Raw genomic sequence first — 16,604 nt, forward strand, 5'->3', positions numbered from 1 at the left:
GGGCGATGTGCCGGGGTGCCTCTCATTTTCCGCCGGGTACGGGACAATCGGCCTGTGACATTGAAGATCCACATCGACGACAGTGCCGCGCCGTACGAGCAGGTGCGGGCGCAGATCTCGGAGCAGGCGCGCTCGGGGGTGCTGCCGGTGGGGTACCGGCTGCCTACCGTGCGGGGGCTGGCGGAGTCGCTGGGCCTGGCGGCCAACACGGTCGCCAAGGCCTACCGCGCGCTGGAGAGCGACGGGGTGATCGAGACGCGCGGGCGTAACGGCACGTTCGTGGCCGCGGCGGGCTCCGCGGCGGAACGGGAGCTCGCGTCGGCCGCCCAGACGTACGTCGAGCGTGCTCGTCGGCTGGGGCTGACGGAGGCGGATGCGCTGGCCGCGGTGCGGGATGCCCTGCGGGCGGCCTACCGGGGCTGAGCGCTCCGCCGGAAGGGCCGAGTCGGGTGGGTGGTCGGCCGCGGCGCCGTCGTGGCTGGTCGCGCCCACGCGGCGGAGCCGCAAATAGAACACGGCCCCGCGCCCCTTCCCGGCCCGCTTGGTCAGCGCCGGGCCGCGAACTCCGGCGTTCGCGTCACCGTCAGGCCCGCCCGCGTCGCCGCCCGCCCGAAGGCCACCGCGTCCGCCACCGCCGCCCCGCCGGGGTCGTTGTTGAAGTACGCGTACATGTCCTCGGCGTCGGACCAGGTGGTCGCGATGCGGTCGACCCAGGTCTCCAGGGAGCGCCGGCCGTAGCGGGGCCAGGGGTGGGCGCGGCCCTCGTGGAAGCGGACGTAGCCCCAGTCAGTGGTGCGCCACAGGGGCGTCACCGGGCGGGCCTGCACATCGGCCCAGCACAGGGCGGCACCCCGGGACTCCAGCACCTTGCGGGTGCCGGACACCCACCAGGACTCGTGGCGGGGCTCGACCGCGATCCGCGTCCCGGACGGGAAGCAGGCCAGGCAGGCGTCGAGGAGGCCGGGGTCGGCGCGCAGGGTCGGCGGGAGCTGGAGGAGGACCGGTCCCAGGCGGTCACCCAGGCCCGCCGCATGGGACATCAGACGGTGGACCGGCTCCTCGGGGTCCTTGAGGCGCTTGATGTGGGTGAGGTAGCGGCTCGCCTTCACCCCGACCACGAAGTCCCCCGGCACCCGGTCACGCCAGGCCTCGAAGTTCTCCCGCGTGGGCAGCCGGTAGAAGGCGTTGTTGATCTCCACCGTGGCGAAGTGCCGCGTGTACTCCTCCAGCCACAGCCGCATGGGCACATCGGCGGGATAGAGGCCACCCCGCCAGTCCCGGTACTGCCACCCCGACGTCCCGAGGAACAGGGTCATACGACCATCAAAGCACCGGAAGGCTAGAGGTACAGCCCCGCGTCCGCCCCGTCCCGCGGGTCCGGCAGCGACGTCGGGGACGTGCCCCGCTTCAGTGCGTACAGCTCCGCCAGTGTGGCGCCCTCACGGCCGACGCCCTCCTCCGCGCCCAGCCAGGTGGTCGCCTCCCGGCGGGTCAGCGGACCCACCTCGATGCGGGCCAGACAGCGGCCCGGGCGGACGACGGCTGGGTGGAGGCGCTCCAGGTCCTCGTTGGTGGTGACGCCGACCAGGACGTTGCGGCCCTGGCCGAGCAGGCCGTCCGTCAGGTTCAGCAGCCGCGACAGCGCCTGGCCCGCCGTGTGCTTCGCCTCGCCGCGGATCAGCTCGTCGCAGTCCTCCAGGAGCAGCAGCCGCCAGCGGCCCTTGCCCGTCGAGTCGTCCTCGCCGATCGCGATGTCCATCAGATAGCCGACGTCGCTGAAGAGCCGCTCCGGGTCCAGGACGCAGTCCACCTGGCACCAGTCCCGCCAGGAGCGGGCCAGCGTCCGCAGCGCCGACGTCTTGCCCGTGCCCGGCGGGCCGTGCAGCAGGAGCAGCCGGCCCGCGATGTCCTCCGGGGTCGTCTTCATCAGGCGGTCCATCGCGTCCGCCACCGGCGCGGTGTAGTTGGCGCGCACCTCGTCCCAGGTGCCCGCGGAGATCTGCCGGGTCGTGCGGTAAGGGCCGCGCCTGGGGGAGACGTACCAGAAGCCCATGGTGACGTTCTCCGGCTGCGGTTCGGGCTCGTCCGCCGCGCCGTCCGTCGCCTCGCCCAGGACGCGCTCCGCCAGTTCCTCGCTGGTCGCCGTCACCGTGACGTCGGCGCCCCGGTTCCAGCGGGAGATCAGCACGGTCCAGCCGTCGCCCTCCGCCAGCGTCGCGCTGCGGTCGTCGTCGCGGGCGGTGCGCAGCACGCGGGCGCCCGGCGGCAGGAGCGTCACACCGGACCGTACGCGGTCGATGTTCGCCGCGTGCGAGTACGGCTGCTCGCCCGTCGCGAAGCGGCCGAGGAACAGCGCGTCGACGACGTCGGACGGCGAGTCGCTGTCGTCGACGTTGAGCCGGATCGGCAGAGCGTCGTGTGGGTTCGCAGACATGCGGCCATGATCCGTCACGCGGAGGGCCCGTGCACCCGGTTTCCGTGCCACACTCCGCCAACGGACGATGCCCGCCACCCGTGCCGACGCTCCCGGCGTATCCCCTCCGCCCTGTTACAGGACCGTGCACTGCCGAAACCTGCCCGCGCGGATGCCGCCGCCGTTACCGTTGTCCTTGATGGGACGTCATGGGTGGAATTCGGGGGCAGGGCGGTGGCGGCTCACCGCGCTGCTCGGGGTGGGCGCGGTGGCTCTGGCGCTGGTGGTGACGCTCCTCAGCACGCTACCGGGCAACGGTGTGAACACGGACGGCACCTCACGCGACGGCGACAAGGTGCACGGCAATCCGACCGCCACGCCGGACGCCGAGAATCCGGAGGTGGGCTGGGGGTTCACGCACACCCAGTACAGCGCCGACGAGGGCGACTCCGCCGCCGTAGAGCGCGTCGAGGGACGGCTCGCGGACGCCGGAGGACTGCCACAGATCCAGCACATCATGGGCTGGGGCTCCGACAACCCCGAGCCGGTCGAGGGGCGTTACGACTTCGAGGCGATGGACCGCCGTATCGACTTCATCCGCGCCTCCGGCAGCACCCCCGTCGTCACCCTGTGCTGCGCCCCCGACTGGATGAAGGGCGGCAAGGCCGGCGTCGACAACACGAACTGGAGCCAGGCCGCCCTGGAGACGCCGCCCGAGCCCGAGCACTTCGAGGACTTCGCCGCGCTCGCCGCGACCGTCGCCAAGCGCTATCCGGACGTACGGCACTTCATCGTGTGGAACGAGTTCAAGGGCTTCTGGAACGACACCGAGGCCCGCTGGGACTACGAGGGCTACACCCGGCTCTACAACCTGATCTACAACGCGCTGAAGAAGGTCAACCCCGACATCATGGTCGGCGGGCCGTACCTCGTGATGGACAGCGTCGACCCGCGCGCGCAGGAGGCCTCGACGGAGCTGAAGGGCTCGTGGGGCGCCATGGACCAGCGCACGATCGACGCCTTCGAGTACTGGAACCGCCACAAGGCAGGCGCCGATTTCGTCGTCGTGGACGGCTCCAGCTACACCCGGGACGACGAGCTGCTGCCCGACGAGTTCACGGCCACCGACAAGTTCACGGCCGTCAGCCAGTGGGTGCGGCGGCAGACCGGTGACCTGCCGCTGTGGTGGGCCGAGTACTACGTCGAGCCCGCCGACGGCAACGACGACCGCAAGGGCTGGTCCGAGACCCGCCGGGTCGCCGTACAGGCCACCGGGATGATCGCGCTGGCCAAGGGCGGCGCCTCCTCCGCCTTCTACTGGAACCCGCAGGAGGAGCGGGGCACCGAATGCGCCGGCTGCCTGTGGACGCCGACCGACACCGCGGACGGCGGCGAGAAGCTGCCCATGTACGACCTGGTCGCCCGCTTCGGCAAGGAGTTCCGGCCGGGCACCGACTACCAGAAGGTGTCCGTGGACAAGCCCGACGTGCGGGTCCTGGCCACGGACAGGACGGTCCTCGTCGTGAACACCCTCGACCGGCAGACCAGCGCGAAGATCGACGGCGAGAAGGTCGAGCTGCAGGCGTACGGGGTCAAGTGGCTCAAGCGCTGAGCCACTTGACCGTCACCGTCCTCACTTGATGGTCAGGAACCGCTGCACCAGCGAGGCCAGCAGCACCGCCAGCAGCGGCAGCGAGAACCAGAAGCTGCTCTGCAGCCAGCGCAGTTGCCGCACGCTGGGCGCCATCGCCACCCGGACGAGCTCGCGGGCCATCAGCAGCACGATCAGCGCGAGTGCCGCGAGCCCCCCGACCACCGACCACGGCGTCCAGGTCACCTGCGGCCCGATCGGACCGGGATCGGCCTTCGGGACCTCACCGGCCGGCTGCTTGCGCAGCGCGTACATCGTCACGTCGGCGTTGGCGAAGACTTTCTCCAGCTCCTGCCGCTTGTCCAGGTTCTGGATCAGCCGCGGCTCCCAGCTCGCCGAATAGCCCACGTCCATCCGCAGATAGGTGACCTGACCCCGGTTTATCATCAGATACGAGTTCGGACCCGCATCCTTGAGGGCCTTGACCAGCCCCGACACCAGCACCGGGTCGGTCGGCGCCAGCGTGGGCAGGTACTCCACCTTCTCCATGTCCTGCGAGCCCCACGGCATCGACGGAGTCACGACGTTGACCGGGTCGTTGCTCAGCCACAGCAACCGCACCGTCGGATCGTCATGGGCGTACACGTACTCCATGGCGGCGACCTCGCCGGGCCGGATCCGCTCGAACGGCTCGTTGCCCCAGCGGGCCACCAGGAAGCCGCCCATGAGCACCAGGCCCGCCATGAGCGCGGCCAGCGGCGCGAGGCTCACCCGGTCCTTGTCGCGCTCCTTCGTGGTGATGCCGGTGCGCGGGAACAGGGCGAGTCCGGCCAGCAGGGCCGCGCCGGGCAGGGCGAACATGAAGACGCGCAGCGCCATCTCACCGCCGTACGACTGCATGCCGAAGCCCAGGAACGGCACAAAGGTGAGGACGAGCAGCGAGCGCTCCCGGTAGTGGTGGAAGCGCCGCCGCCACCAGCCCCAGCAGGCGAAGGCCATCACACCGCCGGCCAGCAGCACGCGCGTGTAGAGGACGAGCTTGTGCGTCGAACTGCCGCCCTCGATACGACCCGACACCGACGACGACACATTGGAGCCGACGCCGCCGACCCCGCCGAAGAGCTCGTCGAAGTGTCCCGACCAGTACGGCTCGGCCAGGAAGCCGATCCAGACCGTCACCATGACGCCGAACAGGATCGGCAGGCCGCGCAGTTCGGACTTGCCGATCAGGACGAGGGCCGTCAGCACGCCCAGCATCACGAACGGGGTGAGCTGGTGGGCCGGCACGCTCGCCGCGAACAAGCCGATCACGACCATCAGCAGCACGGCCCGCTGCCGCCGGTCCGTCGGTTCGACCTCCACCTCGCCGGGCCGCCGCTTCGTCCAGAGCACGCGTGGCGCGCGGAACCAGACCAGCAGGATCGCCGCGAAGACCAGATACAGCAGATACGTGAAGCCCTGCGGCGAGAAGTAGTCCTGGCCCACCCAGCCGCTCAGCACGAAGATCCAGACACCGGTCCACTTGGCACGCCAGCTCGCCCGCATCGAGCGCACGAGCAGGAACATCGGGACCAGGTACAGCAGTTGCATGGTCAGCGGCCACCAGCGGATGACCTCGCTGAGATCGCTGACTCCGCAGGCCTTCGCGGCGAACGCGGCCACCGCGAAGAAGCCCGGCCAGCTCCAGCGCGCGTCCAGGTCGGGCACCGCCGACCCGGTGCGGTCGATGTAGTCGAGGAAGCCGAGGTGCTGCCAGGCCGTCGCGAACCGCGGCTCGGTCTCGATCAGGGCGGGCAGGGCGTGCAGCGAAACGACCGTCGCGACCAGCGTGACCAGCAGCAGTGCCCGATGCTCGCGGCCCAGCCACAGCAGCGAGGCGAACACCACCGTGAGCAGCGCGGCCCCGACCAGGGTGGGCAGCGGCAGCACGGAGATCAGCCCGAGCCCGCCCATCCCGTCCAGGTCGCTCTCGCCGAGTCGCAGCGCGGGCACCCAGTACAGCAGCAGCGCGGCGATCAGCAGACAGCCGAGGACGACCCCGAGGCGGGTGGGCAGCAGCCGCTCACGCCAGGTGAGCGCGGGCACCGCGGGCTGTCGTACGGCCTCTTCGTGCATGGGCGGCTCTTCCCGTACGACAGCCTCCTCGCGCTCCTCCGGTGCGGCCTCGTCGAACGGGGCGTCCACCTCGGCCGGCCCCAGCGACGCCTCCGAGCCGGGCTCCCTCCCCCACGCTCGAATTCGCTCGAGCGGGGGGACCCCCATGTCGACCGGCAACCCCACTTCCGGTGTGCGTGCCCAGGCCGGGCGGTGGTCCGGGCGTACCGGCGGGGTGCCCGTGGGCGGCGTACCGGGGCCGGGGCGGACATCGGGCCGGCGTTCCAGGTGGTCGAAGTCGACGTGGATGCCGAGGGCGAGCGTGTCGGTGTCGAGCGCCCAGCCCGGCCCCCGCTTTCGCGTCCCCTCGGCCACCTCGCGCGCCCCCAGGTCGGCGAGGTCACCGTCGGGAGCCGCGCCCGCGGGAACCTCGGCCGAGGTCGCCCGCACCGTCTTGAACAGCTTGGGCGCGGCGATCGCGACGATCACCGCGAGGGCCACGATCTCGGCGACACCGGCGCCGGTCAGGCCCATGCGGGGGAGCAGCAGCAGCGTCAGACCGAGCACCAGGGCACACAGCAGGCCCTGCAGCCAGGCCAGTCCGGCGGTGCGGCTCTGCGCGCGCAGGACCGCGAAGTACGTCTCCATCACGACCCGCAGCAGCGCGCCGGCCGCGAACCAGCGCAGCAGCGGCGTGGCCGCGTCCGCGTAGCCCTGGCCGAAGACGCCCAGGATCCAGGGCGCCCCGAAGAACAGGATCGCGGCGACCGGCACCATGATCCGCGCCATGCGCTTCAGCGCGGCCCGGGTGTTGGCGGCCAGCCGCCCCGGGTCGTGCGAGCCCTCGACCGTGAGGGAGGCGCCCATGTTGATGGCGAGCAGATTGACCGTGCCGCCGATGGTGGCCGTGATGTAGAAGTACGCGTTGTCCTCGGCGGAGACCTGCGCGGCCACGATCACGGGAATCAGATACACCACGGCGAGGGAGAACAGGGAGCCGGTGTAGTCACCGGCCAGGAACTTCCCGATCTCCTTCAGGGACGGGGGACTGATGCGGTCCTCGGTCGCCTTCACATGGCGCGGCACCAGACGCCGGAACACCAGCCAGCCCAGCGGCAGTACGGACACCGCGATCGCCGCGACCCACGACACGAAGACACCGGCGGTGGGGATCGCCACCGCGAAGGCCACCAGCAGAGCCAGCTTCACCGCGGAGAACACGGTGTTGCCGACCGGCACCCACACCGCGCTGCGCAGCCCGGTCAGCACGCCGTCCTGCAGGGTGAGCAGATTCCAGGCGATGACGGCCACGACGAAGAACAGCCCGTTGACCGGCCCGCCCAGGAACCGGTACGACGGCCCCCACAGGTCCAGCGTCAGCAGGAAGATCCCCGCGGCCAGGGCCACGACCACGCAACTGCCCGCGTACGTCCGGAAGATCAGCCGGCCGATCCTGCGCCCCGCGACCGGGATGAACCGGGCCAGCGCGCCCGTCAGTGTCACCGCGGTCAGACCCGCGAGGAACTTCATCGCGGCGATCGCGGCGGACCCCTGGCCGACCGCGGACTCGGAGTAGTAGCGGGCGGCGGCCAGCCAGAAGCCGAGCCCCAGCACCGCTGAGACACCGGTGTTGATCATCAGGGCATAGGCGTTGCGGAACAGCTGGCTGCCCCCGGAGGACCCGCCCATGCCGGGCAGGCGAAGGCGGCGCCCCGACTGCTCGGGCGCCGGCGCGTCGGTCGATGCGGGCTCGGTCGTGGTCGTCGTGTCAGACACGGGAACGGATGGCCTTCCGGCGGACCTGTCGGGCTCTGCGGACGACGGCGTACCCCTTGGTGAGGGCACGGTCCCTGGCGAAGGTACGGGCGATGGCACGGCCCTCGACCATCCGCCCGAACTCCTCGATTCCGGTGGTGCGGCGCACGGTCAGCCGGGTGAGGGCGTACGGCCCCTGCCGGCGCTGCGCGAGGCCGTTGTTGACGGCGAGCGCCTGGGCGTACCCCGTCTCGCGCACCGCCTCGCGCACCCGGCGGCTGGAGTAGCCGTACGGGTAGGCGAAGGAGGCGGGGACGGTGCCCAGCCGGTCCGAGATGATCTCCTTGCACAGGATCAGCTCGGAGCGCAGATGGTCGTCCGGGAGCTGGTCGAGCTGCGGATGCGTATGGCTGTGGCCGCCGATCTCGACGTCCGCCCCGGCGAGTTCGCGGACCTGGTCCCAGTCGAGCATGGTGTCCAGGCCGCCGCCCATGTCGTGCGGGCCCTTCAGCCAGCCCGTGGAGACGAACACCGTGGCGGCGAAGCCGTACTTGGCGAGCACGGGCAGGGCGTGCCGGTGCACGCCCTCGTAGCCGTCGTCGAAGGTGATCAGCACCGGCCGCTCGGGCAAGGGCTTGCCCGAGCGCCAGCGTGCGGCGAGATCGGCGGTCCGGACGGGCGTGAGGCCCAGGTCGCCGATCAGCGCCATCTGCTCCGCGAACGCCTCCGGCGCCACCGACAGATCGCGGGTGGCGTCGTTCGGCGAGGTGGAGACGGCGTGGTACATCAGGATCGGCACGCGCGTGTCGGTCATCTGCTGCCCCCCTCGACGCCGGCCGCCCCCTCGCTGCCGGCTCCCGCTCCGGTCCCCGCCACCGAGTACGTAACGCCGCCCCGGCGGACCCGGACACTCCCCACCACGTACCCACCGGCGGCCGTGAGCACCCCGGCGACGATCGCACCGGCCCGCCCCGCACCGCCCGGCCGGGCGAGCACGGCGTCCCGCAGCCCGCGCGCGACCCCGGCAGGCAAGACCCGGGTGGCGTACCGGCGCTCCGACTCAAGTCCCTTGTCCGCGCCGACACTTCGGGCCACCAGCGCCTTCGACAGGCCCTCGGCGTAGGTGCGGGTACGGAAGTACCGGAAGTGCTCGCGCACCGAGGGCACCCGGTGGTGGATCACCGCGCGGTCATCGATCAGCAGGACCGCCTCGGGCCGGGCCCGGGTGAGCCGGATGCACAGCTCCGTCTCCTCGCAGCCCAGCGGCAGCCGGTCGCCGTCGCGCCCGATGCCGCTGGCGAAGCCGCCAGCGAAGTCGAACGCCGTACGCCGGAAGGAGGCGTTGCCGCCGAGGACGTTGCGCACCTTCACGCGCCCGTGCGGCAGGCCGCGGTAGGTGCAGCCGACCACCCAGTCGAACTCCTCAGGGAACCAGGCCGGCCGCCGCCCCGACGCCCAGATCGGCTCGGTGCGCCCGCCGACGGCCATGACGTCCGGATCGGCGTACCCGGCCGCGAAGTGCTTCAGCCAGTCCCGCTCGGCCACCGCGTCGTCGTCGAGGAACGCGATGACCTCGCCGTACGAGGCGGCGATGCCGGTGTTGCGGCCGGCGGACAGGCCACGGGGGCCCGCGTTGGCGAACACCCGCACATCGGTTGCTTCCTTGTACTCCTTGGTCAGCCGGTCCAGGAGCGCCTCGTTGTGGTCGACGACCAGCAGCGTCTCCAGGGCCGGATACGACTGCGCCCGCACCGAGGAGACCGCCGCGAGGATGTCCTCCCAGCGGTCCTCGGTGTACACGCAGATCACGACGGAGATGTCGGGACCGCTCAAGACGCTTCTCCCCGGACCGAGTGAACCGGGTGAGCCGGCTGAACCGACGGCACCGACGGCACCGACGGCACCGAGCCGAGCGTCGGGGAGTGCGCCGCGGCGGTGCGGCGGCGCAGCGCACGCCGGTTGGAGCGCTCCTTGAGGATCACCTTGAGCACCCGCAACCCGTCCCGCACGGCCCGCAGATTGCTCGTGCCGTGGATGCGGAGGTACTCGTGACTCGGAATCTCCTGCACCTTCAGGCCCGCCTTGACGACCCGGATGTTCATCAGCGTCTCCACCTCGAAGCCGGTGCAGTCGAGGTCGATCTTGTCGAGGCAGTGCCGCCAGAACGCGTTGTACCCGTAGCAGAGGTCGGTGTAGCGGGCGCCGAACTTGCGGTTGACGGCCGTGCACAGCGCCCAGTTGCCGAGCTTGCGGATCGGCGTCATGTCGTCCGTGCCGCCGCCGTTGGCGAAGCGGGACCCCTTGGCGAAGTCCGCGCCCGAGACCAGGGCGGAGACGTAACTGACGATCTCCTGGCCGTCGGCCGAGCCGTCCGCGTCGACCATGACGATGATGTCGCCGGTCGCTGCCTCGAACCCGGTGATCAGGGCATCCCCCTTGCCCTTGCCACGCTGCCGCACGACCTTGACGTCAGGCCACAGCTCGCGGGCCACTTCGACGGTGTTGTCGGTGGAGTTGCCGTCGACCAGGACCACTTCGTGTATCCAGTCCGGCAGTGTCTTGAAGACGTACGGAAGGTTCTCCGCCTCGTTCATGGCCGGGATCACCACGCTGACCGGTGGAGCGATGGCCAGGTGTGTGGAGATCGGCCGGTACTTGCCGGCTGTGGACGGACCTTGGTCCGCTACCGCCGGGCGCAGAAAAGAGCTCATGAGTCTGGTCCCTCTCGTCCGGTGGACCGCCCGCCCCTGGGCGGCCCGGCATTGTGTCCGGTTCGAAAGGGGGGTTCTCACTTACGGCACGGACGCATTGATCTCCGTGCACGCATGGTGAGCTGGCATATCTGGCCGACCACCGATAATCGGCAGCCGGTCGCGCGGCACGACTCGGTCGCAAGTGCGGACACCTTCACCGAGCACCCCCCTACCGCGCCCCGCACCGGGACTGTCGCGGTCTTGAGCCCTCCCCTAGGCCGCTTGATGACAGTCCGATGCGAGTGAGATGTACGACGGTATTGATGATTGAGACTGTATGGCAAGAGCTGGAACGAGCTCTCACGTTTTTGTTGTTTTGACCGTAACCGGCCGAGTTGCCCTGACCGTCACCGGCGTCCCGAGCGGATCTTCCCCATGCTCTTCAGCAGACGGTCGGCCGGTTCGAACAGCTCCGGCCGGGTCTGCACGGTGTTGCGCAGCGCCCGGACCGGGGCACGGCGTGCCCGGTGTCCGAACGCGACCGGGTGACGACGGGTCACCCACCCCTCCGACACCAGCAACTCGCGTGTCTTCAGGGAGTCCTTGTACTCCTTCTGGCCCCGCCCGAGGTCGAGATAGGCGATGCCGTCGGCAGCGGCCGCCTCGGCCATGCGCAGATGCAGGACCAGACCCGGCGAGTACTTCGAGAACGCCGGGTCGTACGCCGGGAACCAGCAGGCCAGCACCCGCTCGGTGCGCAGCCCGAAGTGCGCCGCGATCGGCTTGCCGCCCGCGTACAGCACCGACAGGATCCCCGCGAACGGCTCGGAACGGGTGTGGAACAGCTGGTCCACCAGCCCCGTGATCCACTCGTGCGCGAACCGGTCGCTGCGCCCGGTCCTGCGGTACTGCGCGGACTTCCAGGCCATCAGCGTGCGCAGGGCCGCCGGATCGCGCTCGTCGTGCACATAGCGCACACCGTCGTGATCCCGGCCCAGCTTGCGCTCCTTGGCGAGCGTCGACTTCGTGAACTTCGGTGACCGCTCGCGCAGTTGGCCCAGATACATCTCGTACCCCTGGTCGATGTCCATGACCGGGGACGGGAACGTGCCGGACGCCGCCTCCTCGAACGCCGCCTGGCCCTCCACCAGGTGGTCGAACTCCCATACGGCGAGCCCGCACGCCTTCAGCAGCTCCCGGGCGTCCCACGTGAACCCGGGCCGGTGCACCACCCCTGCGCGTCCGAGACGCCGAGCCCGATGGCTCGGCCGACTCCGGCCGCCGTCCGCTGGAACGGGAAGAACGCCGCCGGTTCGCCGCGCTCCCGCACGACCGCGATCCGCACCCCGCGCCGGCAGCGGCCGACCGCGAGGGCGAACTCGGGCGAGAGGAAGGGGTTGGCCAGCTCCGGCGAACCCTGAAGATGGGCCTTGGACTGCATCGATGTCCACGCCGCCCGGTCGGCGGAGCTGAGCTCGCCGGGGCGGTACACGCTGATGTCCACGTCAGTCAATCCGCCTTCGCGTCGTACGGCCGCGCAGCCGCCGCACCAGAACCAGCAGGAGAATGAGGGCGCTGATCGCGGTCACGGCCACGATCCCGCCGCGGACCGACCACCGGTGCACGGCCAGCATGCCCTGGGCCACCAGCATGTTGACGACGACCGCGCCCGCGACCGCGGCCACGGTCCTGCCGAAGGGTTCCAGTCCGCGCAGCGCCGCGGCGATCGCCGCGGCGGGTGTCGCGAGCAGGAAGAACAGCGTGAACGGGCCGCGCAGTGGTGACTGCGAGCCGACGAGCGCGAGAACCGCGCCGAATCCCCCATGGCCGTCGCGACGCCCGCGAGCAGCGGTGTCAGGTCCCTCCCCGGTCCTGACCGCTCCCGCTCGGCGTCCTGAGACGCACCTGTCTTGCTACGTAAGGTCTGCATTGGCGACTTTGCCCCCCGAAGCGCCGGATGCCGGGCTTCAATGTCGCTCAGCTCCGTGGGGGCCGTCAAGACGTTCCCCGGAGACGGCGGGCGTCTCCGGGGAACGGTTGGTTCTGGTCGTACGGGTGTGCTGTTACGGGACGAGCTTCAGCAGCCGGTTGGGTGAGCCGGAGCCCGGGCCGGTGACCACGTTGGTGGTGGCGCCGCCCGTCAGGGCCGAGGCGACCGCGGCCGGGGTGGCCGAGGTGTGGTTCGCCAGGTAGACCGCCGCCGCGCCCGCGACGTGCGGGGTCGCCATCGACGTACCGGAGATGGTGTTCGTCGCGGTGTCGCTGGTGTACCAGCCGGCCGTGATGGAGGAGCCGGGCGCGAAGATGTCCAGCACCGAGCCGTAGTTGGAGTAGCTGGCCCGGGCGTCCGAGCTGGTGGTGGCGCCGACGGTGATCGCCTCGGTCACGCGGGCCGGGGAGTACGAGGAGGCGTTGGCGCTGCTGTTGCCGGCCGCGACGGCGTAGGTCACGCCGCTGGCGATGGAGTTGCGCACGGCCGTGTCCAGCGAGGCGGAGGCGCCGCCGCCGAGCGACATGTTGGCGACCGAGGGGCCGGTGTGGTTGTCGGTCACCCAGTCGATGCCCGCGATGACGCCGGCGGTGGTGCCGGAGCCCGCGTTGTCGAGCACGCGCACCGCCACGATCTTCGCCTTCTTGGCGACGCCGTAGGTCGAGCCCGCGATCGTGGTGGCCACATGGGTGCCGTGGCCGTTGCCGTCGGAGGCGGTGGTGTCCCCGTCGACCGCGTCGTAGCCGTAACTCGCCCGGCCGCTGATCTGCTGGTGGGTGATGCGCACGCCGGTGTCGATGACGTACGCCGTCACGCCGCCGCCCGCGCTGTCCGGGTAGGTGTACGTGCCCGAGAGCGGGAGCGCGGACTGGTCGATGCGGTCCAGGCCCCAGGGAGCGCTGGTCTGCGTGGTGTCGGCCAGCTGGACGCGCTGGTTCTGCTCGACGGAGGCCACGGCCGGGTCGGCGGCGAGTCTCTTGGCCTCGGTTGCGGAGAGGCCGGCGGTGTAGCCGTTCAGCGCCTTGGTGAAGGTCCTGCTCACCGAGCCGCCGTACTCCTTCACCAGGTCCTTGCCGGCGGCCGAGGACGCCTTGAGGCCGGCGCTCTTCTTGAGCGTGACGATGTAGCTGTCCTTGATCGCCGTGGGGGAGCCGGCGGCCAGGACCTTGCCCTCGGCCGGAGCGGCGTGGGCGGGGAGGGACGTGAGTCCGCCGACGAGGGCGGCGGTCGCCAGGCCGGATATCGCGGCGAACCGGATTTTGTTGCTACGCAGTTGTGCCATTACGAGGGAGTCCTCCTCAAGGCGGTGCGCAGGTGGTGCGCGCACATGTGGGGGGTGCGTGCGCGGTCGCACGCACGGCCCTGGAACGTCGCGTTCCCGTTCCGAAGCCGAGGTAAAGGATCTGTGGTCCCGGGGTGACGGACAAGGGAGTTGACGATCTGTCAACAATCCTGTCATGTACACGAAACGCAACTCATGGCGAACGCACAGGGTGGGAGTCGTGATGCCCGGGAAAGTCTTGGCATGGACACTTCCCGTCAACACGCGTAGTTGGTACGACGGTTAAGGCAGAGATCCTGCTATAGGGAGGTTCCATGAGACGTTCCCGACTTTCCGCATACGTCGCCTCACTCCTCCTCGCCGTCGGCACAGCCCTCACCGGGGCCGCGACAGCGCAGGCCGCCGACAGTGCCGCCGCAGGCGGCTATGTGGCCCTCGGCGACTCCTACTCCTCGGGCCTCGGCGCGGGCAGCTACATCGGCTCCAGCGGCGACTGCAAGCGCAGCACGAAGGCGTACCCGTACCTCTGGGCCGTCGCGAACTCACCCTCGTCGTTCGACTTCACGGCGTGCTCAGGCGCTCAAACGGGTGATGTCACGGCCAGTCAGCTCGGCCCGCTCAGCTCCGCCACCACACTCGTGTCCGTCTCCATCGGCGGCAACGACGCCGGCTTCGCGGACATCATGACGACCTGTGTGCTGCAGGGTGACAGTGCCTGCGTCGCACGCATCAACACCGCGAAGGCGTTCGTCGACTCGACGCTGCCCGGCAGGCTCGACAACGTGTACACCGCCATCCGGACCAAGGCCCCGTCCGCCCATGTGGTCGTGCTCGGCTACCCCCGCTTCTACAAGCTGGGCGCGTCGGGGTGCATCGGCCTGTCCGAGACCAAGCGCAGGGCGCTCAATGACGCCGCCGACTACATCAACGCCGCCACCGAGAAGCGTGCCCTGGACCACGGGTTCACGTTCGGCGACGTACGGCCCACCTTCACCGGGCACGAGCTGTGCTCCGGCAGTTCGTGGATGCACTCCGTGAACTGGCTCAGCATCCCGGAGTCGTACCACCCGACGGCCGCGGGCCAGTCGGGTGGTTATCTGCCGGTTCTGAACGCCGCGGCCTGAACCTAGGAGCCGGGCGATCCGGTAGGCGTCTGCGAGACCCCGTCCGTCGGGGTCTCCGTCTCACAGGTCACCGCGAACGGCACCGAGTTGGACTTCGTCTCCACCGGTTCGCGCACCTCGACACTGATCTCGTTCTCGAACGTCCCACTCTCGTCGGACGTCGTCACGAAGGCCCTGTCCTGCTTGGTCCGCCCCCCGCCTTCCGGGAAGGACAGGGTCTTCCATCCCTGGTCCATGACCTCGCCGTCCTGCGACACCCAGCGATAGCTGACCTGCGCCGGCAGCCGCACCACCGTGAACGTCGCCGTGAAGGCGGGCGCCTGCCCGTCCGGCGGCGGACAGGACCCGGAGTACTCGGTGTTGGCGCCTGCCAGCGTCACCTTCACGGACTGCGGCGCGGGAGTCGTACGACTGCTGCTCGGACTGGGCGTCGGACTCCGGCCCCCGTCGGTCGCGCCCTCGTCGTCCGTCTCGGCCGGCGAAGTCGCCTCGCCCGTCTGGGTGGTGGTCTCCTGCCCGCCCGCGTTCCCGCCGTTGCCGTCGCCGCGGTTGAGGAGGGCGTACGTCAGCCCCGCCACGGCCAGTGCGACGGCGGTGATGCCCGCGATCAGGGCGATGGCGGCGCGGCGGTTGCGCTCGGGGCGCACAGGAGCGGTGTTGTGGGCGGAAGCGGCGGCAGGCGTGGGCCGGGTGCGTCCGGGCGGTGGGACAGGGGCCGTGGGGGCGGTCTGCGGCGGCGTCCGGTGGGCCGCGACGGTCGGCGTGTAGGGAGTCGCCTGTGCGGCATCCGCGCGCGGTGTCCCTCCCGCACCGATGATCCGCAGGTCCTGCTCGGCCCGGTCGGCAGGCAGCCGCTCGGCCGGGTCCTTGCGCAGCAGCCCCTCGATGACGGGGGCGAGCGGTCCGGCACGGTGGGGCGGGGGCAGCTCCTCGTCGACGATCGCGCGCAGGGTGCTGAGGGGGTGGTCTGGCGGAACGGGGAGTTGCCCTCCACGGCCGCGTACAGGAGCACGCCGAGGGACCACAGGTCGGACTCCGGGCCGGGCGTACGGCCAAGCGCCCGCTCCGGGGCGAGGAACTCGGGGGAGCCGACGACTTCACCGGTCATCGTCAGCGCGGAGCTTCCCTCGACCATGGCGATACCGAAGTCGGTCAGGACGACCCGGCCGTCGTTCGACAGCAGCACGTTCGCCGGTTTCACGTCCCGGTGCAGCACCCCGGCCTCGTGCGCGGCCCGCAGCGCGGACAGCACCTCGGCGCCGATGTGCGCGACGCGCTGGGGGCTCAGCGGGCCCTCGGCGTCCAGCAGCTCGGCCAGCGAGATGCCGCGGACCAGCTCCATCACGATCCAGGGCCGGCCGTCCTGCGTGGCCACGTCGTACACCGTGACGACATTGCGGTTGGCGACCCGCGCCGCCGCCCACGCCTCGCGCTCCAGCCGGGCGTACATCCGCTCGACCTCCGGGCCCGGCAGCCCGTACGGCGCGCGCACCTCCTTGACCGCGACCTCGCGGTGCAGCAGCTCGTCACGGGCGCGCCACACGGTGCCCATGCCGCCCTCGCCGAGCGGGGACAGAAGGCGGTAGCGGCCCGCGATCAGACGTTCACTGCCCGGTTCTTCGGACACGGGCGTCCCCCATTCGCATCCGAGCGAAATCTGCA

Annotated in this window: 11 protein-coding genes and 2 pseudogenes; 3 read left to right on the top strand and 10 right to left on the bottom strand. The window is 70.8% G+C overall.

Annotated features, from left to right (window positions below; translation table 11 throughout):
- The first annotated feature begins 54 nt into the window (after positions 1–54).
- Positions 55–423 carry a GntR family transcriptional regulator gene (locus OHO27_RS33820; RefSeq protein WP_328428753.1) on the top strand — a complete coding sequence of 123 codons (369 nt, stop codon included), beginning with the start codon at positions 55–57 and terminating at the stop codon, positions 421–423.
- A 122-nt stretch (positions 424–545) separates the two neighbouring features.
- Here the strand turns inward: OHO27_RS33820 and OHO27_RS33825 are convergent, their stop codons facing one another.
- Both OHO27_RS33825 and OHO27_RS33830 read right to left on the bottom strand, forming a co-directional pair.
- On the bottom strand, positions 546–1,316 hold the full coding sequence (locus tag OHO27_RS33825) for a DUF72 domain-containing protein (protein ID WP_328428754.1): 771 nt from the start codon (positions 1,314–1,316) through the stop codon (positions 546–548).
- Positions 1,317–1,339: 23 nt separating this feature from the next.
- Positions 1,340–2,434, bottom strand: coding sequence for a DUF5925 domain-containing protein (locus OHO27_RS33830; RefSeq protein WP_328428755.1), 1,095 nt, complete (start codon positions 2,432–2,434; stop codon positions 1,340–1,342).
- A gap of 178 nt (positions 2,435–2,612) precedes the next feature.
- On the opposite strand from OHO27_RS33830, the gene OHO27_RS33835 reads away from it, so the two are divergent.
- Positions 2,613–4,025, top strand: coding sequence for a GH39 family glycosyl hydrolase (locus OHO27_RS33835; protein ID WP_328428756.1), 1,413 nt, complete (start codon positions 2,613–2,615; stop codon positions 4,023–4,025).
- 21 nt (positions 4,026–4,046) lie between these two features.
- Here OHO27_RS33835 and OHO27_RS33840 read toward each other — a convergent pair whose 3' ends face one another.
- From OHO27_RS33840 to OHO27_RS33870, 7 genes and pseudogenes are all read right to left on the bottom strand, one after another.
- Complete coding sequence (locus tag OHO27_RS33840) at positions 4,047–7,874, bottom strand: lipopolysaccharide biosynthesis protein (protein WP_328428757.1); 3,828 nt, start codon at positions 7,872–7,874, stop codon at positions 4,047–4,049.
- Positions 7,867–8,667: a polysaccharide deacetylase family protein gene (locus OHO27_RS33845; protein ID WP_328428758.1), complete on the bottom strand. Its 801-nt coding sequence runs from the start codon at positions 8,665–8,667 to the stop codon at positions 7,867–7,869. The genes OHO27_RS33840 and OHO27_RS33845 overlap by 8 nt, the downstream gene beginning before the upstream one ends.
- On the bottom strand, positions 8,664–9,686 hold the full coding sequence (locus tag OHO27_RS33850; RefSeq protein WP_328428759.1) for a glycosyltransferase family 2 protein: 1,023 nt from the start codon (positions 9,684–9,686) through the stop codon (positions 8,664–8,666). Before OHO27_RS33850 ends, OHO27_RS33845 begins: the two co-directional genes overlap by 4 nt.
- Positions 9,683–10,564 (bottom strand): glycosyltransferase family 2 protein, encoded by an 882-nt coding sequence (locus tag OHO27_RS33855; RefSeq protein WP_328428760.1) that lies wholly within the window; start codon positions 10,562–10,564, stop codon positions 9,683–9,685. The genes OHO27_RS33850 and OHO27_RS33855 overlap by 4 nt, the downstream gene beginning before the upstream one ends.
- A gap of 389 nt (positions 10,565–10,953) precedes the next feature.
- A pseudogene (locus OHO27_RS33860) lies at positions 10,954–12,050 on the bottom strand (GNAT family N-acetyltransferase).
- 1 nt (position 12,051) lies between these two features.
- A complete protein-coding gene (locus OHO27_RS43250; RefSeq protein ID WP_443059649.1) occupies positions 12,052–12,231 on the bottom strand; it encodes a hypothetical protein in 180 nt (59 codons plus the stop codon).
- 378 nt (positions 12,232–12,609) lie between these two features.
- Complete coding sequence (locus OHO27_RS33870; RefSeq protein ID WP_328428761.1) at positions 12,610–13,818, bottom strand: S8 family peptidase; 1,209 nt, start codon at positions 13,816–13,818, stop codon at positions 12,610–12,612.
- Positions 13,819–14,132: 314 nt separating this feature from the next.
- On the opposite strand from OHO27_RS33870, the gene OHO27_RS33875 reads away from it, so the two are divergent.
- Positions 14,133–14,942 carry an SGNH/GDSL hydrolase family protein gene (locus tag OHO27_RS33875; protein ID WP_328428762.1) on the top strand — a complete coding sequence of 270 codons (810 nt, stop codon included), beginning with the start codon at positions 14,133–14,135 and terminating at the stop codon, positions 14,940–14,942.
- Positions 14,943–14,944: 2 nt separating this feature from the next.
- Here the strand turns inward: OHO27_RS33875 and OHO27_RS33880 are convergent.
- Positions 14,945–16,569, bottom strand: a pseudogene (locus OHO27_RS33880) (serine/threonine-protein kinase).
- Positions 16,570–16,604: the final 35 nt, after the last annotated feature.

This window comes from Streptomyces sp. NBC_00443, assembly GCF_036014175.1.
GTDB lineage: Bacteria > Actinomycetota > Actinomycetes > Streptomycetales > Streptomycetaceae > Streptomyces.